Origin of the sequence: Levilactobacillus lanxiensis (assembly GCF_016861655.1) — a bacterium.
Classification (GTDB): domain Bacteria; phylum Bacillota; class Bacilli; order Lactobacillales; family Lactobacillaceae; genus Levilactobacillus; species Levilactobacillus lanxiensis.
The window spans coordinates 165216-191331 of record NZ_BOLN01000007.1; the positions used below are offsets into that span (position 1 = coordinate 165216).

Annotated in this window: 20 protein-coding genes; 15 read left to right on the forward strand and 5 right to left on the reverse strand. The window is 49.9% G+C overall.

Features of this window, described 5'->3' with window-relative positions:
- Nucleotides 1–96: 96 nt before the first annotated feature.
- Both JUF22_RS09815 and JUF22_RS09820 read left to right on the forward strand, forming a co-directional pair.
- Complete coding sequence (locus JUF22_RS09815; RefSeq protein WP_203646046.1) at nucleotides 97–855, forward strand: SDR family NAD(P)-dependent oxidoreductase; 759 nt, start codon at nucleotides 97–99, stop codon at nucleotides 853–855.
- A gap of 339 nt (nucleotides 856–1194) precedes the next feature.
- Nucleotides 1195–1917, forward strand: a complete 723-nt coding sequence (locus tag JUF22_RS09820) for a class I SAM-dependent methyltransferase (RefSeq protein ID WP_203646047.1) — start codon at nucleotides 1195–1197, stop codon at nucleotides 1915–1917.
- Between the two features lie 89 nt (nucleotides 1918–2006).
- Here the strand turns inward: JUF22_RS09820 and JUF22_RS09825 are convergent, their stop codons facing one another.
- Both JUF22_RS09825 and JUF22_RS09830 read right to left on the reverse strand, forming a co-directional pair.
- Nucleotides 2007–2696, reverse strand: coding sequence for an amino acid ABC transporter permease (locus JUF22_RS09825; protein WP_125763032.1), 690 nt, complete (start codon nucleotides 2694–2696; stop codon nucleotides 2007–2009).
- A gap of 19 nt (nucleotides 2697–2715) precedes the next feature.
- On the reverse strand, nucleotides 2716–3600 hold the full coding sequence (locus JUF22_RS09830; protein ID WP_203646048.1) for a transporter substrate-binding domain-containing protein: 885 nt from the start codon (nucleotides 3598–3600) through the stop codon (nucleotides 2716–2718).
- A 939-nt stretch (nucleotides 3601–4539) separates the two neighbouring features.
- Between JUF22_RS09830 and JUF22_RS09835 the strand changes: the two genes are divergently transcribed.
- The 11 genes from JUF22_RS09835 (at nucleotide 4540) to JUF22_RS09885 (ending at nucleotide 20859) form a co-directional block, all read left to right on the forward strand.
- Nucleotides 4540–6027, forward strand: coding sequence for an amidase (locus tag JUF22_RS09835; protein ID WP_203646049.1), 1488 nt, complete (start codon nucleotides 4540–4542; stop codon nucleotides 6025–6027).
- A gap of 13 nt (nucleotides 6028–6040) precedes the next feature.
- Nucleotides 6041–7690: a peptide ABC transporter substrate-binding protein gene (locus JUF22_RS09840; RefSeq protein ID WP_203646050.1), complete on the forward strand. Its 1650-nt coding sequence runs from the start codon at nucleotides 6041–6043 to the stop codon at nucleotides 7688–7690.
- Nucleotides 7691–8762: 1072 nt separating this feature from the next.
- Nucleotides 8763–9671, forward strand: coding sequence for an N-acetylmuramic acid 6-phosphate etherase (gene murQ, locus JUF22_RS09845; RefSeq protein WP_203646051.1), 909 nt, complete (start codon nucleotides 8763–8765; stop codon nucleotides 9669–9671).
- 78 nt (nucleotides 9672–9749) lie between these two features.
- On the forward strand, nucleotides 9750–10739 hold the full coding sequence (locus tag JUF22_RS09850) for an aldo/keto reductase (RefSeq protein ID WP_203646052.1): 990 nt from the start codon (nucleotides 9750–9752) through the stop codon (nucleotides 10737–10739).
- 715 nt (nucleotides 10740–11454) lie between these two features.
- Nucleotides 11455–12462, forward strand: coding sequence for a ribose utilization transcriptional repressor RbsR (gene rbsR, locus JUF22_RS09855; RefSeq protein WP_203646053.1), 1008 nt, complete (start codon nucleotides 11455–11457; stop codon nucleotides 12460–12462).
- Between the two features lie 133 nt (nucleotides 12463–12595).
- The gene (gene rbsK, locus JUF22_RS09860; RefSeq protein ID WP_203646054.1) at nucleotides 12596–13516 is read left to right on the forward strand and encodes a ribokinase; all 921 of its coding nucleotides are present in this window, start codon (nucleotides 12596–12598) and stop codon (nucleotides 13514–13516) included.
- Nucleotides 13517–13830: 314 nt separating this feature from the next.
- Complete coding sequence (gene tkt / locus JUF22_RS09865) at nucleotides 13831–15852, forward strand: transketolase (protein ID WP_203646055.1); 2022 nt, start codon at nucleotides 13831–13833, stop codon at nucleotides 15850–15852.
- Between the two features lie 490 nt (nucleotides 15853–16342).
- Nucleotides 16343–17236 (forward strand): C40 family peptidase, encoded by an 894-nt coding sequence (locus tag JUF22_RS09870; protein WP_203646056.1) that lies wholly within the window; start codon nucleotides 16343–16345, stop codon nucleotides 17234–17236.
- Nucleotides 17237–17347: 111 nt separating this feature from the next.
- Entirely contained in the window at nucleotides 17348–18376 is a 1029-nt protein-coding gene (locus JUF22_RS09875) for a DUF1002 domain-containing protein (RefSeq protein WP_203646057.1), read from the forward strand.
- A 489-nt stretch (nucleotides 18377–18865) separates the two neighbouring features.
- The gene (locus JUF22_RS09880) at nucleotides 18866–20491 is read left to right on the forward strand and encodes a peptidoglycan endopeptidase (RefSeq protein ID WP_203646058.1); all 1626 of its coding nucleotides are present in this window, start codon (nucleotides 18866–18868) and stop codon (nucleotides 20489–20491) included.
- 161 nt (nucleotides 20492–20652) lie between these two features.
- Nucleotides 20653–20859 (forward strand): hypothetical protein, encoded by a 207-nt coding sequence (locus JUF22_RS09885; protein WP_125763008.1) that lies wholly within the window; start codon nucleotides 20653–20655, stop codon nucleotides 20857–20859.
- A gap of 166 nt (nucleotides 20860–21025) precedes the next feature.
- Here JUF22_RS09885 and JUF22_RS09890 read toward each other — a convergent pair whose 3' ends face one another.
- The 3 genes from JUF22_RS09890 to JUF22_RS09900 form a co-directional block, all read right to left on the reverse strand.
- Entirely contained in the window at nucleotides 21026–21985 is a 960-nt protein-coding gene (locus tag JUF22_RS09890; protein WP_203646059.1) for a diacylglycerol/lipid kinase family protein, read from the reverse strand.
- A 198-nt stretch (nucleotides 21986–22183) separates the two neighbouring features.
- Nucleotides 22184–23863 carry a ribonuclease J1 gene (rnjA, locus tag JUF22_RS09895; protein WP_125763004.1) on the reverse strand — a complete coding sequence of 560 codons (1680 nt, stop codon included), beginning with the start codon at nucleotides 23861–23863 and terminating at the stop codon, nucleotides 22184–22186.
- Entirely contained in the window at nucleotides 23860–24078 is a 219-nt protein-coding gene (locus JUF22_RS09900) for a DNA-directed RNA polymerase subunit epsilon (RefSeq protein WP_125763002.1), read from the reverse strand. Before JUF22_RS09900 ends, rnjA begins: the two co-directional genes overlap by 4 nt.
- A 201-nt stretch (nucleotides 24079–24279) precedes the next feature.
- Here JUF22_RS09900 and JUF22_RS09905 point away from each other — a divergent pair, with 201 nt between their 5' ends.
- Together JUF22_RS09905 and JUF22_RS09910 are read left to right on the forward strand one after the other, a co-directional pair.
- Nucleotides 24280–24783, forward strand: a complete 504-nt coding sequence (locus JUF22_RS09905; protein ID WP_203646060.1) for a hypothetical protein — start codon at nucleotides 24280–24282, stop codon at nucleotides 24781–24783.
- Between the two features lie 584 nt (nucleotides 24784–25367).
- A complete protein-coding gene (locus tag JUF22_RS09910; RefSeq protein ID WP_203646061.1) occupies nucleotides 25368–25817 on the forward strand; it encodes a hypothetical protein in 450 nt (149 codons plus the stop codon).
- Nucleotides 25818–26116: the final 299 nt, after the last annotated feature.

Consider the following 26116-nt stretch of genomic DNA (forward strand, 5'->3'; position numbering starts at 1 on the left):
CAGTCTATTTTGGGGAATATCCTAATGATTAATGTAGACGCTTTCATTATACTCAATTGTGAAGTCGAATTCAAAATATATTGAGGAGCGATGACTATGTTAAAAGGCAAAGTAGCATTAGTAACGGGGAGTAAATCTGGTATCGGTTTAGCAACAGCAAAAATTTTCGCAAGAGAGGGCGCTAAGGTTGCTATGGCCGATGTTGATATGGCGGGCTTGGCATCAGCAGCTAAAGAAGTTTCCCAGTATGGTGGTGAGGTGTTGACCATCAAAATGGATATCAGTCAGGAAAAAGAAGTTGAAGATGGCTTACAGCAAATTTTGAATAAATTTGGGCGCTTAGATTATGCGGTCAATAATGCGGGTATTTCTGGTACATTTCGGCCGTTTGCTGAATTGACAAATGAAGAGTTTGATCAAACAATTAATATTGATTTGCGCGGCACGTTTTTGACAATGCGTGCTGAACTAAAGCATTTCGTTTCGGTGGGTAAGGGATCAATTGTGAACACTTCTTCCTTAGGAAGTGTTGTGGCAAATCCGACGATGGGGCCATACATTGCGGCAAAGTCAGGTGTCATCGGAATGACTAAATCAGCTGCGGTTGATTATGCAGACAAAAATATTAGAGTCAATGCGGTTGCTCCTGGAGTTACCTATACAGGAATGACTAAGAGCGTTTTGGACGGCGAAAATGAGCTTGGCAATCTAGCCATGAGCCTAATACCGATGAAACGATATGCTAAGCCAGAGGAGATTGCCGAGGTTATTGTTTTCTTAGCATCAGAAAAGGCAAGCTTTGTGACGGGACAAACAGTTGTTATTGATGGTGGTTCCTCTGAAGGTAGTAAGTAAGCTAGGCTGAGTGCAAAAACTTTGTCTGCCTAATTTGGCAGTAACTGATTATTAGCAAATCAGTTTGTTTTAGAAAAAAGTGAGGCTGATTTTGACAAGCACCAGTGAAATTAATGCCAAGTGGTGAGGTCTTACTGGGTAGAAGCCTTTAGTTAACAACAGAGATTAGCAAGGTGGTTGCAAAAATAATTGCAACCACTTTTTTCGTCGTAACAGCTAATATACACAGATTTGGTAAAGTTAGTGTACAGGCTTGGTAAAGGGAATTTACAACCTTTTGTGCGTTAGCTATAATGAACGAATCGGGGTGATTGTGAAAATTTGGGGGAGGTCAGAATGATGTCTAATTGGAAAACTTTTGGGATCGATGCGCCACTCGTTCCCACGCTGTATCTGTTGGCGGCGGTCCTTTTGTTTGTGCAGGGCTATGTGTTGCGACCAGCGGCACCCATCGTCCTAGAGGTGATTGCGGCGGTCATCGTGTTCGTCGAGGGGGGACTCTTCTTACATACCACGGTTCGGGGAAAGTATCGGTTGTTTGATCAGCTGATTCCGCGACTGGGCGTGAAGGCGACCGACCAGATTCTGGATCTCGGCTGTGGCCGGGGGGCACTGTTAACCCGGTTGGCCGGGCAATTAGAAAAGTCGGGACAAGCCGTGGGACTGGACTTGTGGCATTCACGCGACCAGTCGCATAACGCCGCGGCAGTCACTCAGCGAAACGTGACGGCATTAGGGCTCACCGACCGAGTCAAATTAGTGACCGGCGACATGGTGGCGTTGCCCTTTTCGGACGACCAATTTGACGTCATCACCACCAGTTTTGCGTTGCATAATATTCATGGTATCCAGCAACGACAACGGGCGCTACAAGAGGCGGTTCGGGTGTTGAAACCAGGTGGCCAGTTGGTCATCATTGACACTGGCCATCACGCCGCTGAGTATCGTCAGATTCTCAATGCGGCGCATATGGATGTTCGAGAAGCCCATTCGCTGGGTATCAACGGGTGGTGGTCTGGCCCTTGGATGAACAGCTACTTGGTGCGCGGGGTTAAGGTGTAAATCGTAAGAGTTTTTATCTTCAGTTAAGCGTACTAGAACAAAATAAGGTCCGAAACCAATTAACGGTTTCGGACCTTATTTGTAAAATATTAAATCATTTTCATATGAATTGATTTCCGGTCATAATCTAAATACCGCTCGAGCCAGTTCTGCCCAGCCGTTAAGACCACGCAACAGAGCCAATAAAGAATGGCAATCGTGATGTAGATCGTCATGTAGTCCTGATTGGCCCCGGCCACAATTTTTGCGTCCATAAACATTTCGGTCACGGTGATCATGGCGGCCAGCGAGGTGCCCTTGAACATGTCCAGCAGAATGTTGCCGAGGGCTGGAATGCTGATGCGAAAGGCCTGCGGAATGATAATCAGGCGCATGACCTTGCGATAGGGCAACCCAATCGAGTAGGCGGCTTCGTACTGACCGTGGTCGATCCCCAGAAATGAGGACCGGAAGACCTCGGACACGAACGCCGCGGCACCAATCGTAAACGATATGATGGCGGCGGGGATGGCAGTCAGGCCAAAGCCAAAGTAGACGATGAACAGGACGACCAGCATGGGCACGCCGCGCATAAAGGAAATATAGGCGCGGGCAATCCAGTGCAGTACCCGAATGTGGCTGAGTTGCGCCAGCGTCAGGAACATTCCCAGAATTGTGGCCAACACGAAGGCCATTAAAGTTAGGTAGATGGTCATCGGCAGTCCCGCCAGGATCTGGGGGATGGATGACCAAGCCAACTTGGCGTTAAAAAATCCCGGAATCGAGAAATATTTTAGCACAGTGGCGCCACCTGACTTTCTATTGACCCGTGTACTTAGACTTAATGGTGAAGTTCTTAGAAATCTTCACGTTCGGCTTCTTCGTGACATCGGCGCCATAGTACTTTTCAGAAATCTTCTTGATGGTACCGTTCTTTAATAATTTTTGAACTTCTTTGTCGACTTCGGCCTTCAGCTTGGTGTTGCTCTTCTTCATCAAGATCCCCACACCCTGACCATCATCGCTGGTGGTAAAGTACATGTTCTTGACTAAATGCAGGCCATTGTTTGGAATCGCCTTCAACGCTAGCTTTTGCAGGTAGTAGTCGTTCATGATCATATCAGTCTTGCCATTTTTAACGTCCTTCAAATAAACATCATTCGAAACGTTGTCATAGTTGACCAATTTGGCACCAAGTTGTTGGGCCAGCCGTTGATAGCCCGTTCCGGCTTCACCAGCAGACTTCTTCCCCTTGATGTCTGACCAATTGTGGATGCCGGAGTCATTACTGTTCCGGACCATGATACTGTTGAAGGAGTGCTTGTACACCGTGGACAGCGCATACTGCTTCTTCCGGGCAGGGGACAACCCAAAGTCGTTGGCTGCCATATCGGCCTTACCCGTGTTGACCGCCGTTAATTGACCGTCAACGCTGAGTTCCTTGAACTCAACCTTCTTGTGCAGACCCTTGGCGACGGCACGAACAACTTCAATGTCATACCCCGTCAGCTTACTATTCTTGGAGGTGTGGAACGACGTGGGGTATAAAGTCCCAGACGTTGCCACAATCAAGGTCTTCTTGTTAGCAACCTTGGTGTTTGTTGACTCCGACGACGATGAGCTCTTCCCGCAACCAACGAGACCGACGCCCATCACTAAGCTTAAACCTAAACCTAAAACCAACCATTTCTTCGTCTTATTCATCAATTTTTCATTCCTTTCAATTTGTGACCTAAGACTTTTTAAGTATAACTATTTGAAAACGCTTTTACAACCGTCGCGTTTGCAAATGTCTTGGCAAAATAGGGTCGTTCCCGGCGGCGAATTCAAAGTTCCCTGCTGTGGGGAACGCTTCCAGCCAAAGGGCGGTCTTCCAGCTCGCCTTGAAACCTCGCTGAAATTCGCGAGTTTACAAGGTCGTCCCGTGCTCTAGGCTGAATGAAAAACTTCAGCCAAGACCGCCGACACAGCAGGAAACTTTGATTCGCCTCTGGTCACTTAGATTTGCCACAGCATTTACGTCGGATGGTTGTGGCTTCTTAGTGTATGTCGGTATGATTGAATGATGTGTGGGATTCACAAAAAGCCTATTTTGTTGCGGGTTTTGACAAAGGATGCAAGTAAACGAAGCCCAACAAAACAAAAAATTCGTTTCTACTATGAAAAGTCGGTAAATTGCGGGGCACTGTACAACAAAATTTAATTGGAAAGCGGTATAGTTACAGTTGGTCCTAGTTTTTAGTAAGTGAATTTTTAGAGCGAGTGGCTTAATCGTGTAGTCAAAGGACCTGTTGCCGGACTATTCAAATTGAATTGATATCGTTCACAAATGTATGGATCGGTTGCTCGCTAGTAGGTGTTGGAATCGTAAAATATTGCGTCAATATCAGTGACCAGAGGCGAATCAAGGTGACCTGCTGTGTCGGTGTTGTTGGCTGGGGTTCTTTCCCAGCCTAGAACACGGGACGACCTTGGAAACTCGCGAACCTTAGCGAGGTTTCAAGGCGAGGTGGAAGACTGCTTTTCAGTCTGGAACCGTTCCCCACAGCTGGGCACCTTGAATTCGCCGTCGGGAACGAAGCTGATGTGCCAATTTTTATGGTTCCAGAACGACGTACATAAAATTTGTAGGAGGCGTTTGATTTGGCAATTACGGATTGGATCGGTACACCAGCATTAACGTGGGCACAACGGGTGCGCAGCAGTGAAGTGACCAGCCAAGAGCTGATTGAACGAGCATTTGCCGAGATTGAAAAACAGAACCCGCAGTTAAATGCGGTGATTACGACTAGAAAAGAGAAAGCCTTAAAGGAAGCCGCGGCCCAAACCGATACCGGCCAGCCATTTCTGGGCGTGCCCTTACTTTTGAAGGGCCTGGGCCAACAGCTGAAGGGCGAATCGAGCACGAGTGGTTCGCGCCTGTTGAAGGACAACGTCGCCACCCAGACGAATTTTTTTGTCGAAGCACTGCAACGGGCCGGGTTCATTGTGATTGGTCAAACCAATTTCCCTGAATTTGGGTTTAAAAATATCACGGACGCCGACATCTATGGCGACGCCCATAACCCGTGGAACCTGGATTACCAACCCGGGGGCTCCTCTGGTGGTGCTGGGGCTGCGGTGGCCGCAGGGATTGTGCCCCTAGCTGCCGGCAGTGATGGCGGCGGGTCGATTCGGATTCCGTCATCGTGGTCCGGAACCATTGGTCTGAAGCCAACGCGGGGTCGCGTCCCCGTGGGCCCTGGCGATTGGCGTTCCTGGCAAGGGGCAGCCATTGACTTCGGTCTGACCCGCTCCGTGCGAGATACCGCAGCCTTGCTGGACAGTTTACAAACGATTCAACCGGCGGCCGTTTTCCAGCAACCGTTGGAACAACCGGGTTTCTTAGCGCAGTTGGATCAGCCCGTTCAGCCCGGGGTTATCGGCTATACGACCGAATCCCCCGTTGGCACGCCGGTCAGTCCGGACGCGGTCAAGGCGGTCGAAGAGGCTGTGGCCTTTTTAACCAGTGAAGGATTTGACGTCGAAGAGGTTCACAATCCCATCGATGGTGTGGCCTTAATGGAAAGCTACTACACCATGAACGCTGGGGAAACGGCGGCCTTCATGGGCGAGATGCAGGACGGTATGGGCCGGCCATTGACGCGTGACGACATGGAGCTCCTGACGTGGGCGCTGTATCAGACCGGGCTGAATACCAGCGCGGCCGAGTACAGCCAATCTCTTGGTAAATGGGACCAGGCGGCCTGGCAAATGGCCCAGTTACACGCCAAGTACCCGGTCATCCTGACGCCAACGACCGCCTGGCCAGCACCCAAGGTCGGTGATACGTTGGTTTCTGCAGAAAATGCCGCGAAGATGGCCGACATCACGAGTTTGAAGCCAGCCGCACAAAAGCAACTGATCTACGACCAATGGTTGTCCGCACTGACCCGCTCGCCATTTACGCAACAGGCCAACCTCACCGGGGAACCGGCCATCAGTTTACCAACGGCCGTGACCGCCGATGGATTACCGCTGGGGATTCAATTTAATGCGGCCAAGGGTCAGGAAGCGGTTTTATTAAAGCTCGGGGCTTTATTCGAACGTGCAGGTAAGCTAAAATTGTTACACCAGACTATTTTAGATTAGAGGAGCGAAAGTTTTGAAGGGAAAGCAAGTTAGTATTTTAATTGGGGTCGCGTTGTTGGTTGCGGGCGGATTAGCCGCTTGTGGCAAGTCAACGTCCAGCACCAACAAGTCCGGCCAGTTGGCGACGAATCAGTCCGTCAAGTTGTCGGCAAAATCTGAGGTCACCACGCTAGACGTGTCCAAGGCCGCAGATTCCACGAGTTTAACCATGCTGTACCATACGCAAGAAGGGTTGTATCGGTTAGGCAAGAATGAAAAATTGATCAACGCCATGGCCACCAAGACGACGGTGTCTAACGGCGGGAAGACGTATGTGTTTAAATTGCGGCAGAACAACCACTGGAACGATGGTAAGGCCGTAACGGCCAACGACTTCGTTTACTCTTGGCGACGGACGGTCAATCCCAAGACGGCATCCGAGTATGCTTACTTGATGGCCGGCCTGAAGAATTATAATGCCATTCAAAAGGGCAACCTCGGACCAGACCAATTAGGCGTTCAGGCCGTGAACAAAAACACCCTGAAGGTTACCTTGAGCAAGCCAGTCGCTTACTTCAAACTGTTGTTGGCCTTCCCAACCTTCTTCCCACAGGAACAAAGTGTCGTGGAGAAGAATGGGAGCGACAACGGTCATTCAAGCAGCCAGACGGCGTACGATGGGCCATTTACCATGACCAAGTGGCAAGGGACCAACCAGAGTTGGGTCTTGAAGAAGAACACCAAGTTCTGGGACAAGAAGGCTATCACGCTGGACAAGATGAACTTCCAAGTGGTCGCTGATCCTTCGACCGGGTTGAGTTTATACCAGAAGCATGAACTGGACGCCACGACCCTGGATGGGACGCAGGTCGCCAACCTGAAGAACAATCAGGACATGAAGACCTTTGTCGGCGGGACCACCTACTACATGCAGATGAATCAGAAGAAGGTCAAGGCCTTACGGAATTTGAAGGTGCGTCAAGCCTTATCCATGGCCATCGATAAGCAACAATTGGGCAAGAGCGTTTTGCGTGATGGGTCCAAGGCACCAATGGGCTTCGTTTCCCAAAACCTGTCCCGTAATCCAAAGACGAAGACTGATTTTGCTAAGGACGCCTACGTTAAGGATGGGGTCACTTACGATTTGAAGCAGGCCAAGACCTTGATGAAGGCTGGCTTAAAGGCTTCCGGTCAAAAGAGCCTGAAGTTAACGTTGCTGGCAGATGATACGAGTGTGACCAAGACGGTGGCACAGTACATCCAAGCCGAGCTGCAAAAGATGCCAAACGTTAAGGTCACCATCAACACGTTACCTTACAAGACGCGGTTGAGTCGGTCAAATGCCGGGAACTTCGAGCTGGTTCTGTCCAGTTGGGGCGCCGACTTCGCCGATCCAATCAACTTCTTATCCCTGATGAGCACCGGTAACACCAACAATAACGGTGACTTCTCGGATGCCAAGTATGACGGCTATGTGAAGGATTCAGAAAATAAGGACGCCAACAATCCAACGGCTCGTTACCAAGACCTGGTCAACGCCGAAAAGCGCTTGATGACGCAACAAGGGGTCGTGCCATTGTATCAACCCGCTACCGTTGAAATGTGGAACTCCAAGGTTTCTGGGTATGTTTGGAATCCGGCGGGGATGAGTCGCGGCTACCAATGGATGAAGGTCGAAAAGTAACGGTCACTGGTTAATTTAGTGTCTTACAGCGCCTTACCGGGCGGGAAAAATAACCTGGAACGCGGTGGGGAGGACGTCCCGAGCCGAAGGGCGGTCTCGGGACTTGCTTTGAGCCTCTGAAAAACAAGTCTCAAAGTCACCATTTTCTAAGGAAATCACTTAGAAAATCCCACGGCTGAGGCTATTTTTCCCGCCCTCACGGCTGACACGGGACTAACCTGCGACGGTATTATTCGAGCTTTCCGGTTTTACTTTCTAGAATTTAAATGGTTTATGTGGGTCGTGTTGGGCATTACGCTGGGAGGCGTGGGGTCCGGCATGGCTCTTTATGTTTCTGCGGCCTGAGAAGCGGTCCTCCGGCTCGGTTGGAAAGCGGGTTGAGAACCACCCGTTTCCCAACACGTTCCACGGGGTAAGCTGAGCAAATCACTCAGCTTACCCCGTCGACACAGCCAGCTGCGTGTCTGGCTGACTTCGGCTGGCAGCAAGGTTAAGTTCGTTTGGACTTTCCCTGATTTTGCTTTCTAGAATTTAAATCGTATATGTGGGTCGTGTTAGAGAATACGCTGAGAAGTGTTTCTTGACACGGCCTTTTGTGTGTCTGGGGGGCAAATGGTGAGAATTGGTGGCAAATGTTAGTGACCAGAGGCGGATCAAGGCGAACAGCTGTGTCGATGTTCTCAGCTTAGAACATGGGACGATCTTTGTGACCAATTCTCAGGCACAAAGTCGAGGTGGAAGACCGTTTCTCAGGCTGGAACCGGCCCCACAGCAGGGCACCTTGAATCTGCTGTCGGGAACGGGCACGGCAGACACAATTTTCACCACTCCGGAGACACAAACAAGGCTCAATCCTTTTAGTAAATGTTAACTAAATGACAGGTAAAATTTTTATTTTCCATGAAAGCGGATGGCGACGGCTTTTCGCTTTTTTATTTTCCGATAATAACGAAGAAATTTGCCTGAAAATCAAATCCGAATTGAAATTAAATATGAAACATGTTATACCTAGGATAGTAACTATGAAAGCGAATACATAACCGTGAAACTTGCGGATTTGGAGGCCGACACGATGCAATTTGATGATTTACTGACAGAACAACGGAATCACCGGTCAACACATATTGATCGAGAATCCACGTTAGAAATGGTTGCGACGATCAACCGAGAGGATCACCGCGTAGCGCGCGCCGTACAAAAGCAATTACCGCAAATCGCAGCGGCGATTGATGCTGCGTACCCACTCTTTGATCAGGGTGGCCGTTTGATTTACGTGGGGGCCGGGACTTCTGGTCGACTCGGCGTGATTGATGCGACCGAACTGCAACCGACCTATGGGCTGAGTGGCGAACAGACCTTTGGCTTGATTGCCGGGGGCACGGACGCTTTGACCCACACAGTCAAGGCGGCAGAAGATTCTGTTGAACTGGCGCAAAATGACATGGCTGGCGTTGACTTGACCGACAAGGATGTGGTGATTGCGAGTGCCGCTTCCGGCCAGACGCCTTACACGTTGGCTGCCTTGAAGTATGCGCAGGATCATGGTGCCGTGGGCATTGGTTTTTCCTGTATCGAGGGGAGCCCGCTGTCCGAGCTAGCCGACTATGCGATCACACCGGTCGTGGGACCGGAAATCATTACCGGGGCTACGTTACTAAAGGCTGGGACTGCCGAGAAGATGGTGCTGAACATGTTGTCCACGGGCATCATGATCAAGACAGGCAAGGTCTATCAAAACTTGATGATCAACGTCGTGCCAACCAACGATAAGACGTTTGAACGGGCCAAGAAGATCATTGCTGAAGCGACCCAGACATCCACCTTGGCCGCAGAACGGGCCTTGGAGCGGTCAGATAACAATGTGCCGCTCGCTATCGTTTTGATCGAAACGAAGGGGACCATCGCGGAGGCGAAGTCCTTGCTGGAGGCTACCGGCGGCCACGTTTCACAAGCGGTTAAATTGAACGATTCACAACATTAAAGTTGGCAAGAAACTTGACTGGTCCACACCAATTCTCTATACTTTAGCTTAGGTATAAGTGGAAAGGAATGTGGCAGAATGTATCTTGCAGATGAACACCGTTACGACAAAATGCCGGTTCGCCGGGCAGGAAATACGGGTTTCCAATTACCCGCAATTTCTTTTGGGATGTGGCACAGCTTTGGGGAGAACGCCAACTATGGCGACACCCGCGACATTATCCTGAAGGCCTTTGACGCCGGTATTTTTAGTTTCGACTTGGCGGCAAACTATGGTCCTGGCTCATACGCAGCGGAAAGTCTCTTTGGTGAGGTTTTACACCGCGAATTGATGCCATACCGTGATGAATTGGTCATCAGTAGTAAGGCTGGTTTCCATATGTGGCCTGGCCCTTATGGTCAAATGAGTTCCAGAAAGGCTTTGACGGCCTCTTTGGATCGTTCCTTGAAGGCAATGGGGTTGGACTATGTGGATATTTACTACAGCCACCGGTTTGATGCCGAAACGTCTCCTGAAGAAACGGCTGTGGCCCTGGACGACTTGGTTCGCCAAGGGAAGACGCTGTACGTTGGGATTTCCAACTACACGAAGCCACAAGCCGAAGCCATGATCAAAATTTTCAAGGATTTGCACACGCCATTTGTCGTGGACCAAGTTTCTTACAACATGTTGAACCAAACCGCTAATGATGATGGCTTGTTCGACATGCTGGCCCAAAATAACGCCGGGGCTATCGCTTACGGGCCGCTGTCCGAAGGGTTATTGACGGACAAGTACCTCGATGGGATTCCTGAAGACGTGGACATTCACTGGTCCAACGAATTTGTTTTGGACAACGGTCGCGACAAGATGGTCCAAAAGCTCCAAGCACTCAACAAGATTGCGCAGAGCCGGGGCCAAAAGCTCTCCCACATGGCCTTAGCCTGGTTATTACACAACCCGGTTATCACCAGTGTCATCACGGGGGCTTCCAAGCCAGAACACTTGAACGAAAACATCAAGGCTGTTCAAAACCTGGAATTCGACCCAGAACAATTAGCAGCAATCGATAAAATTTTAAAGGCTTAATGATTAAGCGAAAAGGACTAAATTTGGCGGGCAATCGTCAATTTGGTCCTTTTTTTCGGAAAATTTAACGAGCAACTTCGTCATTGAAGTAAAACTGAAAGTCACAGTTGGCCGAAATTGGGTGGGCCAATTTTAGAACTGGACTCTAAGAAAGTGGCCGATTTGGAGGAGTAATCACTAAGCCACCCCCTAATTTGCGGGTAACTGTGTGAATACGTTGCAAGTGAAAAGGGTCAAACGCTGAAATTTTTAAAATAGTCGCAAAATCCCGCGTGCCATGGGGTATAATAAAACATAGGTTAAACTTGGTGCTAGCGAAATCAGCGGTACGGTCATACACTGATCACTAGTTACCAGGACGTTCAACAACGAGTGAACCGCTTATCCGCAAGGAAACCGGCGTCAGTACGCGATAGTGAAAATGAGAGCACTAGTTTGAGTGACCAGAGGCAGATCAAGGTGCCCGGCTGTGTCGGTGGTCTTAGCTGAGTGAATTTCTCAGCTTAGACCACGGGACGACCTTGGAAACTCGCGAACCGCAGCGAGGTTTCAAGGCGAGGCCCCAGACCGCTCCTCAGGCTGGGGCCGTTCCCCATAGCAGGGCACCTTGAATCTGCCGGCGGGAACGGGTGATTTCATTTTCACTGCTCTGAGTGTCCTGACGATGACGGTTTTTCTGCGGTTGGCGGTTAAATCTAGACGGTGGAGGTTGGCTATGACACGTAAAGTAACGATCCGGGACCTTGCTGAAGCGGCGGGCGTTTCGGTCACAACGGTTTCGCAAATTTTAAACGGTAAGGGCGAGCGCTTCAGTCTGGATACTCGGCGGCGGGTTCATCAGCTACAAGAAGAGATGGGCTACGTGCCCGACTTCAACGCCCGTAACCTGATTATGAAGTCGGCCCAGACGATTGGTGTGCTGGTCCCGAACCTGGGGAACCCCTTCTTCAGTATGTTTGTCCGCGGGGTGCAGGAGACCAGCCGGGAGCGGCACTTCATCCCCTTAATCTTTGGGGCTAACCATGATGAAAAGCTAGAGAGCTACTACCTTGAGGAACTGATCAAGCGCGCGGTTGACGGCCTCATCATTGCCAGTGCCTCAATCACGGCCGAAGCTATCGATAATATTTTAAAAAAGAACGGGATTCCGTACCTGTTGATCGATCAAAACGGGGGACCTAGTGTGGACCGCGTACGGATCAACGATGAACAGGGTGGACAGCTTGCTGCGGACCATCTGTTAGCGTTGGGTCACGAAAAAATTGCGGTCGTCATGCCCGATGACCCGACGCAAAACCTGCAGATTCGGTTGGCTGGGTTTAAACGTCGGCTCGCTGAACATCACGTGGACCTGCCGGAAAATGCTATCGTGTATTCAGCCATGACCAAGTTAGGCGGTTACCAAGCAACGGCAGCCGTCCTGGCTCAGCACCCAACCGCGGTCTTCGCCATCAACGACGAGACGGCGTTGGGACTCATGCGTGGGCTCCACGAGCAGGGATTATCGGTGCCCAACGACATCTCAGTCTTAGGCTACGATGACATCGACCTGGACGAGTACGTGGTGCCGAAACTGACCACGATTCACCAACCGGTCGTAACCATGGGTCAACAGGCGACCGGGCTATTGATCAACCGCATCAAGGATCAACGGCAGGCGGCGCAGCTGGTAGATTTACCGGTCGACCTGCGTGAACGCGAAAGCACGGCGCATTTGAAATAAATTTCAGTTAGTTCTTGTAAGCCTTTTCGAAACATGATACGCTAAGGGTAATCTAAACGGATACCCTCGGTGTGTCAGCATTGAGTAAAACGTTTTACAATTTTAAACACTGCTTAAGGAGTGAAGGTAAATTATGTCAAACAAAGTTACGGTTCTCGGAAGTCTAAACGTAGATACGACGCTGCGAGTTGCACGGATGCCCCAACCTGGGGAAACGTTGTCAACGGAAAACAAGAGTAGCGCTGCCGGTGGGAAGGGTGCTAACCAAGCGGTTGCGGCTGCCCGGGCCGGTGCTGAAACCAGCTTTATCGGTAAGGTCGGTAACGATGACGCCGGTCGGTTCATGGTGGAATCTCTGAACAATGACGGCATCGATACCAGTGCTATCATCACGGATAAGACGGTCGGAACCGGTTCTGCGTTCATTCTCCTGGATGAAGCTGGCCAAAACAGTATTTTGGTCTACGGTGGGTCCAACCAACAGATCAAAGCGGACGAAGTCATTGCCCGTGAAGATGAAATTGCGAAGGCTGATTTCCTGATCACCCAGTTTGAAACGCCACAAGCCGCAACCTTGGCAGCGTTTAAAGTTGCCAAACAACACGGGGTCACGACCATTTTGAACCCGGCACCAGCTGCTAAGATTGACCCAGAGATTTTGAAGGTAACGGACCTGGTTGTCCCTAACGAAACGGAAAGTGCTGAGCTGACTGGTATCGAAGTGACTGACGAAGCCTCGATGGATGCGAACGCTAAGAAATTCCGTGAAATGGGCGTGAAGAACCTGATCATCACGGTCGGGAGCAAGGGGGCTTATTACGCCACTGCTAACGAATCTGGCTTCGTGCCAGCGTTCAAGGTACACGCAGTCGACACCACGGCTGCTGGGGACACGTTTATTGGGGCTTTGAGCTCACAATTAAAGCCAGACCTGAGCAACGTGGCCACGGCCTTGGTCTTTGCCCAACGCGCTAGTTCCTTGACTGTTCAAGGTTTAGGCGCAATGCCATCGATTCCAACGGTTGCTGAAATCGAAGCGGCTAGCCAAAAGTAATTTTTCAGAAAACAGATAATCAAATCGCAGACTTAACCGATAATTTTCGGAAAAGTTTGCGATTTTTTTTGCGTTTTGGGACAACCGGTTGCAAACTATTTAAATCGGTCTATTTGGTATATCTATTTTTTGACGTTTAGAATCACCGGTATAACAACTTTCTGGCGAGGGGTTGCAATAACCATTTTAAATTGGTATAGTGATGAAAGTCGATGAGCGATTGGCGATTTTACCGGTAAGATCAACGAATTGGGAACATCAACCAAAAACAAGGCCGTGATTGGTCCGGCCGATTTAAGTGAGGTTATTTAAAAATGTTGAATGAAGAAGTCGTTACTAACCAAATGGATTTTGATGAAACGGATACACAAGCGGTCACTGCCGTGCGGATGTTAAGCATGGATATGATCTCGCGGGCACGGTCGGGCCATCCCGGTCTACCGTTGGGGGCGTCACCGATGGCCTACGTGTTATTTTCTCGGCACCTGCGGGTTGACCCCTCATTTCCACAGTGGTTCAACCGTGATCGGTTTGTCCTCTCTGCAGGGCATGGGTCAGCGATGCTTTACAGCCTGTTGCACCTTAGCGGGTTTGCACTGGACCGCCACGATTTAATGAATTTCCGACAACTGGGCAGTAAGACCCCGGGCCATCCCGAAGTCGGCGTGACCCCTGGGGTGGACGCGACGACCGGGCCATTAGGTCAAGGCATCGGCATGGCGGTTGGGATGGCCATGGCCGAAAGTCATTTACGGGCAACCTACAATCAACCGAATTTAAACGTGGTCGACCACTATACTTACGCGTTGTGTGGCGACGGTGACTTGATGGAAGGGGTCGCCGCCGAAGCCGCTAGCTTAGCCGGCCAACTCCAACTCAATAAATTAATTGTTTTGTATGATTCAAACGATATTTCACTGGATGGGCCATTAAGTAATGCCTGCCAGGATGACGTGGGCCAACGGTTTGAAAGCTATGGCTGGAACTATCTGCGGGTTGCCGATGGTGAGGACCTGGAAGCCATTGACCGGGCCATTCGCACGGCCAAAAATAATCAATCTGGGCCAACTCTGATTGAGGTCAAGACACAGATTGGGGCCGGGAGCCCCGCCGCAGGAACGAACAAGGTTCATGGGGCACCGCTCAGCGAGGCGGATCTGGCCACGACGCGGCAGAACTATAATTGGGACTGTGATCCCTTTACAGTGCCAGCCGCCGTGCATGAACGGTTCATGACCACTATCAAGGCTCGCGGCTGGGCGAGCCACCAAGAATGGTCGAACCTAGTTGCCCGTTATTCCGACGTGGAACCAGAATTGGCCACCCAATTTGCGCAGGGCATCAGTCAGGCGTTACCCGATGACCTGGCCACGCAACTGCCAACGTATTACAAGAAGGACCAGTTAGCCACCCGGGCTAGCGGTCATGAAGTGCTCCAACGGTTGAGCGCGGCGGTTCCTAACCTGTGGGGCGGGTCCGCGGACCTGTTTAGCTCCAACAAGACGGCGGTGACCGACAGTGAGCGGTTCAGTGCTGAGAACCCTCGTGGGAAAAACTTGTGGTTTGGGGTGCGGGAATTTGCTGAAGCCGCAGCGATGAACGGGATTGCCTTACATGGTGGGACCCGAATTTACGGGTCAACGTTCTTCGTGTTCTCCGATTACATGAAACCAGCGATTCGGTTGGCTGCTATCCAACACCTGCCAGTGACGTACGTGTTTACCCACGATTCTCTGGCGGTGGGGGAAGATGGCCCGACCCACGAACCCGTTGAACAATTAGCCGCTTTACGGGCAATCCCCGGGTTAACGGTCTACCGGCCAGCCGATGGCAATGAGACCGCGGCGGCCTGGCTGGCAGCGATGCAGGCGACGGACCATCCAACGGCCATCGTCTTGTCTCGCCAAGGCTTAGCGACGTTGCCACGGCCGATGGCTGTTAAAGCGGGCGTAAAGCGGGGCGGCTACGTGGTCGCAGATGCGCACGATGAGGCGGAAGGTATCTTGATGGCTTCCGGTTCAGAAGTGAACCTGGCCTTGGCCGCACAGGCAAAATTAAGCGAGCTCGGCCACGACGTCCGCGTCGTTTCACTGCCAAGTTTTGAAAAATTCAATGCGCAATCCGCTGAGTACCAAGACCGAATTCTCCCACGGCACTTGCACCGTCGGGTCGCCGTGGAAATGGCCAGTGGCTTAGGCTGGTGCCAATACACGGGCCTGGATGGCATCATGCTCACCCAGGAACGGTTCGGCGCCAGTGGTCCAGGAAGCACCGTCACCGAGATGGCGGGCTTCACACCAGAACGCGTGGTGCAAGCTTACTTAGCGCTAAACTAACGCGGTCAAATAAGTAACCAATATTCGGGGAAGCAACACACATCGGAGACAGCAAAGCTGGGACACGGGTCCCGGCTTTGTTGCGTTCTGAAGTAATCAACTGGCTAACAGGCTATAGCAAGCATGTCATTAGCTATAAGACAATTTAATAACCCTTCGAAAAGAATCACGATTGTTGTTGAAAATAAATGGTCGATGTCAGCGGACCAGAGGCGGATCAAGGCGACCGGCTGTGTCGGTGGTCTTGGCTGGGGTATTTTCCCAGCCTAGCCCACGGGGCAACCTTTGAGACCGCACCCCAGGCTCAAAGGTGAGGTGGAAGCCCGTACTTTGGCTGGAACCGTTCCCCACAGCAGGGCGCCTTGAATCCGCCGTCGGGGAGCGAAAGATAGGACCAATTTGTTTTCAACGTAACAAGTTTCCGCCCAAACCTAGTAAGTTGTTAAAATTATTGGTATATTGGGGGTAAAGACACTGGAGGCGGTTTTTAATGGATATTCGACGGATCAAGGTACCGACAGCGCTGGTGTGGTCTACACCAACGACCGTCACAAAAACGGATCGACCTTACTTGAAGGATGGCAATCTCACGACCTGGTTAGCGAGCTTAAAACCAGCAGAACGGGAACAACTCGCAGATAAGAATCGGGTGGTCAGTGAAGCTTTGTTTAACGATCGGGTGATTTTAGACCGGGTCGAGGGTGAATGGGCCCACGTTTTCGTTACCCGGCAAAGCAGTCGTCAAGAACGACGCGGTTATCCTGGTTGGATTCCATTAACGCAACTGACTACCAGTGACGAGGAACTCGATTACCCAACGACCACGGTGCGGTTGGCCCATCCGGTTACCCAACTCTTAGATGAGAACAAGCAACCCCTGATGGAACTGCCGTTGGGGACCATTTTGCCGACGACGGGCCAGGACAGCGAGTGGATCCAAGTGGTCACGCCGCTAGGGCATGGCTGGATCACGGCCGCCGCGGCCACACTAGGCGTCGAGGGTGCCGATGATGGTAGCCGGCTCCTAACCTTAGGCAAACAATTTCTGGACACGCCTTACCTGTGGGGTGGCATTACACCTCAAGGCTTTGACTGTTCCGGCTTAATTTACGCGCTACACCGGGCGTTGGGCTACATGATTCCCCGGGATGCACAGGATCAATTTGCCAATGGCTATCCGGTTGCACCGGAAGAACTGGCCGCCGGTGACCTGGTCTTCTTTGCCCGGGAACACGGCACGGGTGAGATTCACCACGTGGGTCTGTATGCCGGCAGTGGGAAAATGTTACACGCGCCTAAGCCGGGTGAAGCGGTGCAATTGGTCTCGATGACGGCGACCGGTTTGGCCCCAGAATATGCGGGTGCCCGGCGTTTCTGGCAATAAAGCAAGTCTGAAGAATTCTCTAAATTCATGGCAGGACTCCACGCAACGGGTGGGGACCTGCTATACTTGTTTTTGGGGGAAGTATTCTAACGAGAAGAGAGGAACATTCTAATGAAGATGAAACACGTTGTTTTAGGATTGGCCGCGGCCTTATTAGCAGTCGGCATCGGCGGTCAAACGTTGGCAGTTCACGCTGACACGACGGATAGTTCCACGGATACCACCAATACCAGCAGCTCCGCAACGAGCGGCAGCACTGTGCAAACCAAGGCACTGTCCAAGGCCTACGTGGTCTACGGCGCTGGTTTAGCCAGTGAGGACAAGGATACGGTCGCCTCTGCATTAGGCGTAAAATCAAATTATACAGCCTTAACGGCAACGGGGAGTGATTATGCCCAATACCTAAATTCAGCCGGAACGACCGATGCCAGCATGATCAGTTCCGTGGCGTTAGCCCCCGCTGACCCAGGAACCGGCGTCAAGGTCAACATTGCCGAATATAATGGGAGTAACAACATTACCGAAGTGACCTCACAACAATACGCGATGGTCGCAACCATGGCGGGGGTCAAGGACGTCATCATTACCGTGACGGCGGACAAATCCGTTTCCGGTGAATCTGCGCTGACCGGGGTATACAAGGCCTTAGCCGCAGACGGCTTGACGTTGAATTCAGAAAACACCCAAGCCGCTAATGGCGTGCTGGATGCCACCCAACCAGCCATTGATTCCAATAGCAGTAACAAGAAATACCCAGGGAAGTTGATGTCCGCTGTCGGGTCCGTTTCCTCCGACCTGGCTAAGCAACGACAAAACGGCGATGACCTCGCAACCAAGGCGGACATCGAAGAGATGTTGCAAAAGGCCTTGGCCAAGCAGGGTATCGATGGTCAAACAAGTTCTACCCAGATCACCAACATTGCCATCGCGTTGAGCAAGGTGCAACAAGCCCCAGTCTCAACCAGTAAGAACTACGTCACCAATGTCACCAACGTTGCCAATAACCTGGCAAATAGTATTGGGGACAAAATGGCTGGCGTGAAGGACTTTGCCAACAGTGCGGATGCCCAAAAGGCTGAGAACTTTATTGTGCAAATTTGGCAGAAAGTCGTCAACTGGTTTAAGAGCTTAGTTGGCTAATAAGCAGTAAGAACGGCGGGTTAACAAATTAACGGGAGTTTATCTCCCGTTTTTTTGTGCCCTTTTTTAAATTTCACAAAGTTGCGGGCTTGCCGAATACTTGTAGCATGCAGAAAGCGTCATCAATATTAATTTGTATTCTGCAATTAATCGTAAAATGTGACGCTTATGTAAATGTGTGATAGTGACGGGTAACCAGTTGATGAATGAAAAAGAACAGACGTTTGAATAGTAAGTGAAGGAAAATAGCGACAGAAAGGGCTTTCAAGAACACTATAAATTTCAGAAAGCATCAAAGGGAACACCGGTTCAGCTTAAAAAATCCGTTAACAATTCCTTAATATTTCACAAGGAACTGAGAAAACGTGTGGTACTATTAGTTTGTGATTCGTGTTGACTATGAACGAACGGGATTACGCTTGATCGGCGTGTGACCACGTTCACTTTGTTTGAAAAAATCTAAAGTCATAAAAGGACGTGTTGGTGAAGATGAGTACAGGACAACGCAAAACCAAAGCATTTGTTGGGGTCGTCGGGGCCATTGGGGCATTCGCGGCGGGCGCAACAATTACCGCAAATGCGGATAGTATCCAAGTTAAGCCAGGAGACACCGTGTGGGACCTTTCACAAAAACTCGGTGTTTCTATTCAGGATTTAGAACAACAGAATTCAATTGATGCTAAGACCGATTTAATCTTTGTTGGGCAACGATTACAAGTCAAATCAGCTAAAACCGCTAACCAATCATACACAGTCAAGTCTGGCGATACCTTATGGGATCTTGCTCAGACCTACCACTTAACGGTGGCACAGTTACAGAAGGCTAATGATATGTCCGGCGATATGTTAAGTGTCGGTCAGAAGTTGACGATTCCACAAACGAACGCAACCAAGAGTGACAGCACAACCAGTCAAGCAACGGCTAGTGCCACCAGTCAGTCCACGCAAAAAGCAAACGCCGTTCAAGCCCAAATCGTGGCTGAACAACAGGCCGCTGCAAGTAAGCAAAAGCAACAAACCGCTGCAGCTACTAGTAGCTCGACGGTGACGAGTGCGGCGAAGTCAACGAGCTCAACGCCAGCAACTACTGGACAGAGTAATGCCGCCCAGTCATCATCAACGACGGCGACGAGTCAGGCGAAGTCCTCAACGGCCCAAACGGGTTCGCAAACGACTAGTCAATCAGCTTCAACGAGTTCGACGATGAAGCACCAGGCGGCTGCACAATCAGTTTCACAGCCAGCGAGTTCATCCGTGACGACGCCTTCGTCATCAAGTGTGTCAAGTCAGAGTGCTACGTCAAATGCAACGACGTCTTCAGTTGCCAGTCAGTCGCAATCAGCAACGAGCAACCAGACGCCAACTAGCAATGCCGCGACAACGACGCAACGGCGTAGTCGCGCAGCTTTGGTACGGTCAACGACACCAAGCGCTACTAGTCAAAGCACGACGAGCCAGAGCCAAACTAGTGCGGCGGCTAACCAGTCAACGACTAGTCAAAGCACCGTACAGAACAGTACCAGCACGCCAGCTGCCACGAGTAGCAGTGCGGTAACGCAAACGGGCAGCCAAAACGCGACGGCCACGACTGCGGCTAAGAAGACCAAGCGGATCAAGACCACGACGCGTTCTGCTGTGAATAATCAGACCACGTCATCTGCTTCTGCAGCGCAAGGGTCCACGTCTAGTTCAACGGCAGCCGTTGCATCGACCAGTAGTTCCACAAAGAAGCAAGCTAGCACCAGTGGCTTGACCTCAGGTTCCGTTACGGGCTTGGCCTTGAAGTTAGCTTCGGCCAACATTCCTTATGTCTGGGGTGGGTCATCCTTGAGTGGGATGGACTGTTCTGGCCTGGTTGCTTACGTTTACCTGCACGCTCAGGGCATTAGCCTGCCCCATAACACGGTTTCCCAAGAAAGCTACGTTACCACGCACTCTGTGGGCTCAGCTAAGCCTGGGGACATCCTGTTCTGGGGATCTAAAGGGGCTACGTACCACGATGCCATTTACTTAGGCAACAACCAATTTGTTGCGGCACCAGAACCTGGTCAAAACGTCAAGGTCCAATCCATCAGCAAGTATTTCATGCCTTCCTTCGCGGGAACCCTGAAGTAGAGCGTTTCCATCCGAAGCAGGGGTTTAGCCACTTTGGCCAAACTGCCGAAAAAAGTTAAGATTATCGTTAACAAATCCGTGACCAAGTGTTATGATACTTTTTGTCATTTAGAGACAGACAAGTAATCATAAATAAACCTGGTTGAAGGAGTTGTGTATTGATGAGTAATCGAATTGAGATTCTGGAAGAATACCGGCAAGCTAATTCACAGTTAGCCACGCTTAAGCGGAAAGAGTCTGAGAGTGTTTGTTCTAGTTCGGAAACGGTGCGAATTGAGCCCCGTTACGGCGAGGAAATGCATGACCTATCCAATAAGTGCGCTCAGCTGGACATGATTCTGGAAGCAATGGATGCTTCGGAAGATTAACTAAAAACCTATCGAGGAGTTTGGGGATAAATCCCAGGCTCCTTTTTTGCTGGCTAGATTCCAGTGACTGACAGCCGTCGAACGCCAATATTGGGATATACAAAAAGCCGTAGAGTGGCTGGACAGGTGTCCAAGTCATTCTACGGCTTTTAAGATAAGAACCTTATTAGATGGTTAAATCAAACCAGAAGGGATACTGTTTAACCCCAACGTAGACGTCGAAGAAACGTCCGCCCATCTCTTCACCGTCTAATTGGCCGTATTCGATGGCCGGAACGGTGAGGTGGACCTTTGATGCCTGATAGTAGTGAACGGCCTTAGACGTCAAATGACGCTTAAATACGAGCCGTAGGGCTAACCACATCAGCTTCAAGAAGTTAGGCTTCTCGATAACGACCAGGTGGAGTTGATGATCTTCAATCGTGGCCCCTGGAGCGATTCCGACGCCACCGCCGAAGTAGGGATGATTAGTTGTAGTCACCAAGAAGGCGTTGGCATAGATGTCTCGTTGGTTGCCCACGTGGACGGTCAACGTGAAGCCAGATTGGTTGTAATACACATCTAATGCTGACGCCAGGTAAGATAGGGAGCCCATGTGGTGCTTGTTGAGCCAAATCTTGGCTTTGGATTGATTGGCTTTCGTGATGATGGCCGCATCGAAACCAATACCCAAATTGTTCGTGAAGACACCGTGTTCATGCTTAATCGTTTCATCGTACGCACCAATATCATAATTGGTTGCGTGGGTACACTGGATGACCTGATCGAAGGCGTCTTCCCACTTCAGGGCCATACCGGCGCCGCGGGCAAAGTCGTTGCCGGACCCGATGGGGATGTAGCTAACCGGAATCGGGTAAGTCCGGGGTTGTTTGGTGAGACCGTTAATAGCCTCGTGCAGGGTGCCGTCGCCCCCAATGGCGAGAACCACCCAATTTTGGTGGGGTTCATCGGGGAGTTGTTTGGCAAATTGCTCACTCAACAGAATGGCGTGGTGGGGGTACTCCGAAACAGCCAGTTGGTAGGAGACCTGGGCGTCATCAAGGCGTGCCTTGATCTGAGGCCAAAGTGTAGCGGCCTGGCCACTTCCTGCATGTTCATTTAGGATGATATAGAACTGGACAGTCACCGTACTGCTCCTCTCAATTTTTAGTCCATTTCATTATAAACGAAAACTAGCGGGGTGCCTAGTGATTATCGTCGACTTTCCTTAGTTGTAATAATTAAGACGGCAATGGGTTCGAACATGGCTAAATGACAACGTTTTCATGGACTTTGCACAACTAAAAAGGACCCGAGACGATTGGTCTCGAATCCTTCAGATAAATTACTTTGTCATGATGAACATTGGCAGAATCATTGGGTGCCGCTCAGTCTTCTCAAACAAGAAGTTTTGCAGGTCGTCAATGACCGCGTTGCGAATGGAGGCTTCAGTCGCCTTCGGATTGCGCATCGCACGACGGATTGTCTGGAAGACGCGCCGACGACCTTCGTTCAACAGTTCACCGGATTCTCGCATGTAGACGAAGCCACGAGAAAGCAGGTCTGGACCGGCCTTGATCTCTTGGTTCTTGAGATCGATCGTGGCAACCACGACCACCAGACCTTCTTCGGAGAGCAATTGACGGTCGCGTAACACGACGTTGCCAATGTCACCGATGCCAGAGCCGTCAATGTAGACGTCCCCGGCGGTGAAGTGACCAGCGACCCGAGCAGAGTCCTGGGTGAGGGCGAGAACGTCCCCATTTTGCAGGATAAAGCTGTGATCGAGGGGAACCCCACATTGTTCAGCCAGTTCAGTATGAATCTTCAACATCCGGTATTCCCCGTGAATGGGCATGAAGAATTTCGGTTGCATCAGCCGGAGCATCAGCTTCTGTTCTTCTTGACCACCGTGACCGGAAGTATGAATGTTGTTGACCTTACCGTGAATGACGTTGGCGCCGGCTTCTTCTAGTTCGTTAATGACCCGGTTGACCGAAATGGTGTTCCCAGGGATTGGGTTACTAGAGAAGACGACGGTGTCACCTGGTTGGATGGCAATTTGCCGGTGGGTCCCGTTAGCAATCCGTGAAAGGGCCGCCATGGGTTCACCTTGCGAACCGGTACAGAGAATCATGACCTTGTTCGCCGGCATGGAGCGAATGGTATTGGCGTCAACTAACGCTTCGTCGGGGATGTTTAAGTACCCGAGTTCTCGACCATTAACAATGGCTGCTTCCATGGAACGACCAAAGACCGCAATCTTACGACCGTGAGCTAAGGCTGTTTCACAGGCAGTTTCAATCCGAGAAATGTTCGAAGCGAAGGTGGCAAAGATGACCCGGCCCTCAACTTGGTCAAAAATCTTACGGATGGATTTACCCACCCATTTTTCTGACTTCGTCCAGATAGGGCGTTCAGCGTTCGTGCTATCAGACATCAAGCACAAAACGCCTTCTTCGCCCAGCTTGGCCATCTTTTGTAGATCAGGCGGCTGGTTGGTAACGGGTGTTAAGTCGAACTTATAGTCACCCGTTTCCACAATCGTGCCGACTGGTGTATGGACGGCAACCCCCAAGGTATCAGGGATTGAGTGGGTCGTCCGGAAGAAGGTGACACTCATCTTCCGAAATTTAAGCACAGTATCATCATCAATTGTGTGTAGTTCAGTCGATTTAAGTAATCCGTGTTCTTCAAGCTTGTTCTTGATTAAAGCTAAGGCTAACGGCCCCGCGTAAACGGGAACGTTGAGTGCCTTTAGTAAATAAGGAATACCGCCAATATGGTCTTCATGGCCGTGGGTAATCACTAGCGCCTTGATCTTGGCTTGGTTTTCAACGAGGTATTGGTAATCGGGAATCACATAATCGATTCCTAATAATTCGTCCTCTGGAAATTTAATCCCGGCATCAATTAGGATGATTTCATCCTGAAATTGAATCCCGTAAGTGTTTTTCCCAATTTCGCCAAGTCCACCCACGCCAAAGATAGCGGTCTCGTTATTTTTGACGTTTAACTTGTTCATTCAGTGAACTCCGTTAATTTGTAATTCGGATTCTGTTGTTCGTAAGCTAAGTCGTTGCCTTCGATAGCTTCAATGAATTCGATATTGTGGTCCGTGTGTGCTTCCACTTGTGCCCGGGCTTCAACCTCAGTTGGGGCCTCCAGGTAAAGGGAATGCGTATCCTCGCGCTTAGGATTCCGCTTGTTATCTTCTTGGTAATATACTTTGTAAATCACAGACAAAACTCCTTCAATTTAAACGATTTAATTCGTCAATTCGTGAGCGAACGATGAATTATTTATGTCCTGCCGAACTGCGGGTTGCTTACACAACAATTAGCACAATTTTAGCATAGTTTCAGCCGATTGTATAGAATTACCCCTAGACCGTAAAACATGCTATGATTAAACTAGCGTAAAGTGAACGGAGGAGTCGCCATGGCACTAATAGTGGAAATAATTATTGGCATCATTATTGCGTTGGTTATTTACGTTGTGATTCACCGAATGATTGTGCAACGGGCTACCAGAATGGTACGGCGAAACGCCCAGGATGAAACGGATGTGGCGGTCAAGGCCGCCTTACAACGGTTGGTGAATGATGAGGTGCTGACCGAAGAAGAGTGTCAAATTACTTCAGCGGTGACCGTGGCCGACGTCTGGGGCCGGGGCGTGATGGCCTTTGAGTACGCCATGCCGACGGGGATGGATACAGATCGCCGGTTACCGCAATTAGAAACAGCCTTCAATGACGCGTTGGCCAGTTTTAGTGCGGATCACCAAGTCAAAGCAGTTGTGGCCGGACCCGCGTTTGTGGTCAGTGACATCTGGTTGTACGAGGGACAACTCCACGTGGATGTGGCCTACCTCATGAATGAATCCACGGTGGAATACTTGAAAGATTTAAAGAAACTTAATGATCCAGCGATGAAGGACCTCTAGTCCTGGTCAGAGCGACTGATTGGCGGGCTAGATGGCTTAAGTAAATGACGTGTTCTTCCATTAGAAGACATTCGGGATACACGCAAGCGATAGGCCAGTTAATGGTTCACTCTTACTGTCGTTTTAGCGAGGGGTAAGTCGGGATTGTGTCTAGCCCGGTGACAGAATCTGTGTAGATGAGTAAGAATGGACTGTTAAAACAATCACAATATAGTTCTAGAGTTGAATGGGGAAAGATTTCTCAGAAAATCTAAGGCTTCTAGCTATTAAGAAAGAGTCAGTTGAAAAGGGTTCAAGCCCAAGTGCCTGGTTGGCATCAAAGAGCTTGAATCTTTTTTTATTTCGTGGCCCAACAGTTCGAACAAGCTTCAATTAAGATGCTTAATAGCAATTTGGCGAAATACCAAGAGGATGATTGGTGGGAAATGGCATGCCAAGAGCTGGGCTGATTGGTACACTTTGGGGGCAATTTTCTGGTGCTGAGTTCAGATTCGAAGGCTTAATACAAATCAGACTGTTTAATCTTGTTTTTTAGATATATGATATACAATGAAAGTTGATTACGTGTTGGAGGAGAAACTCATATGCGAAAAGTTCACTATTTTTACTTACTTGTTTTAGCAACACTGGGTATTGGGATGTTCTTAGTCAACATTGATATGCCGTCTGCTAGTGCTCATGTTAAATATACGGTTGTTCCAAAGAGTTTGCGGGGAACCTATCATCGTTATTCAAAAAAGAGTCACAAGTGGTCTAGAGTTAAATTTACCAAATATACTTATAAGCTCGGTAAACAGCCGAAACTGTCAGGTAAGAAGTTAATGACTGGTGGTCTATATAGACAACTGTCCATTACAAAGTACGACTCTTACTATGTAACTGAACTTAGTGGAACTGACGCAGCTCAGGCCTTTTACAAAGGCATTACTGTCACCAAAAATGGTAGAAAGATGCATGCGCTTAAAGAATTCGTTTCGTATCCTGGCATTAAACACGAATACACTAGAATCTGGTATCCGTCTAAAATTAAGTAGTATTAACAGAAGCTGTCTCCTGATTGGGAAACAGCTTCTTTTGATTTGGACCTAGTCGTCGGCAGAATAGCTTTCAGCTCCTGATTTTAAGTTGATCAAAGTGTCCGGCATGAATGGATAATTATTTAAGCCGAGGTTCGTATAATGAATCAGCACCGATGATCTTGAACTCGTGGTCAAATAGATGGTAGTACCAGATTGGACAAATTTGCGTGGGGAAAAGGGGCTGTGACATAAGTCTCCAAAATGAAAGCTGGTTGAGGAAAATCTTCGGATTTTCCTCAACCAGCTTTTTGGTA

Bases quoted from the DNA above. Each gene is read 5' to 3' on its own strand.
- JUF22_RS09815 (WP_203646046.1), top strand. From the start codon at position 97: ATGTTAAAAGGCAAAGTAGCATTAGTAACGGGGAGTAAATCTGGTATC.
- JUF22_RS09820 (WP_203646047.1), top strand. From the start codon at position 1,195: ATGTCTAATTGGAAAACTTTTGGGATCGATGCGCCACTCGTTCCCACG.
- JUF22_RS09830 (WP_203646048.1), bottom strand. From the start codon at position 3,600: ATGAATAAGACGAAGAAATGGTTGGTTTTAGGTTTAGGTTTAAGCTTA.
- murQ (WP_203646051.1), top strand. From the start codon at position 8,763: ATGCAATTTGATGATTTACTGACAGAACAACGGAATCACCGGTCAACA.
- JUF22_RS09850 (WP_203646052.1), top strand. From the start codon at position 9,750: ATGTATCTTGCAGATGAACACCGTTACGACAAAATGCCGGTTCGCCGG.
- rbsR (WP_203646053.1), top strand. From the start codon at position 11,455: ATGACACGTAAAGTAACGATCCGGGACCTTGCTGAAGCGGCGGGCGTT.
- rbsK (WP_203646054.1), top strand. From the start codon at position 12,596: ATGTCAAACAAAGTTACGGTTCTCGGAAGTCTAAACGTAGATACGACG.
- tkt (WP_203646055.1), top strand. From the start codon at position 13,831: ATGTTGAATGAAGAAGTCGTTACTAACCAAATGGATTTTGATGAAACG.
- JUF22_RS09870 (WP_203646056.1), top strand. From the start codon at position 16,343: ATGGATATTCGACGGATCAAGGTACCGACAGCGCTGGTGTGGTCTACA.
- JUF22_RS09875 (WP_203646057.1), top strand. From the start codon at position 17,348: ATGAAGATGAAACACGTTGTTTTAGGATTGGCCGCGGCCTTATTAGCA.
- JUF22_RS09880 (WP_203646058.1), top strand. From the start codon at position 18,866: ATGAGTACAGGACAACGCAAAACCAAAGCATTTGTTGGGGTCGTCGGG.
- JUF22_RS09885 (WP_125763008.1), top strand. From the start codon at position 20,653: ATGAGTAATCGAATTGAGATTCTGGAAGAATACCGGCAAGCTAATTCA.
- rnjA (WP_125763004.1), bottom strand. From the start codon at position 23,863: ATGAACAAGTTAAACGTCAAAAATAACGAGACCGCTATCTTTGGCGTG.
- JUF22_RS09905 (WP_203646060.1), top strand. From the start codon at position 24,280: ATGGCACTAATAGTGGAAATAATTATTGGCATCATTATTGCGTTGGTT.
- JUF22_RS09910 (WP_203646061.1), top strand. From the start codon at position 25,368: ATGCGAAAAGTTCACTATTTTTACTTACTTGTTTTAGCAACACTGGGT.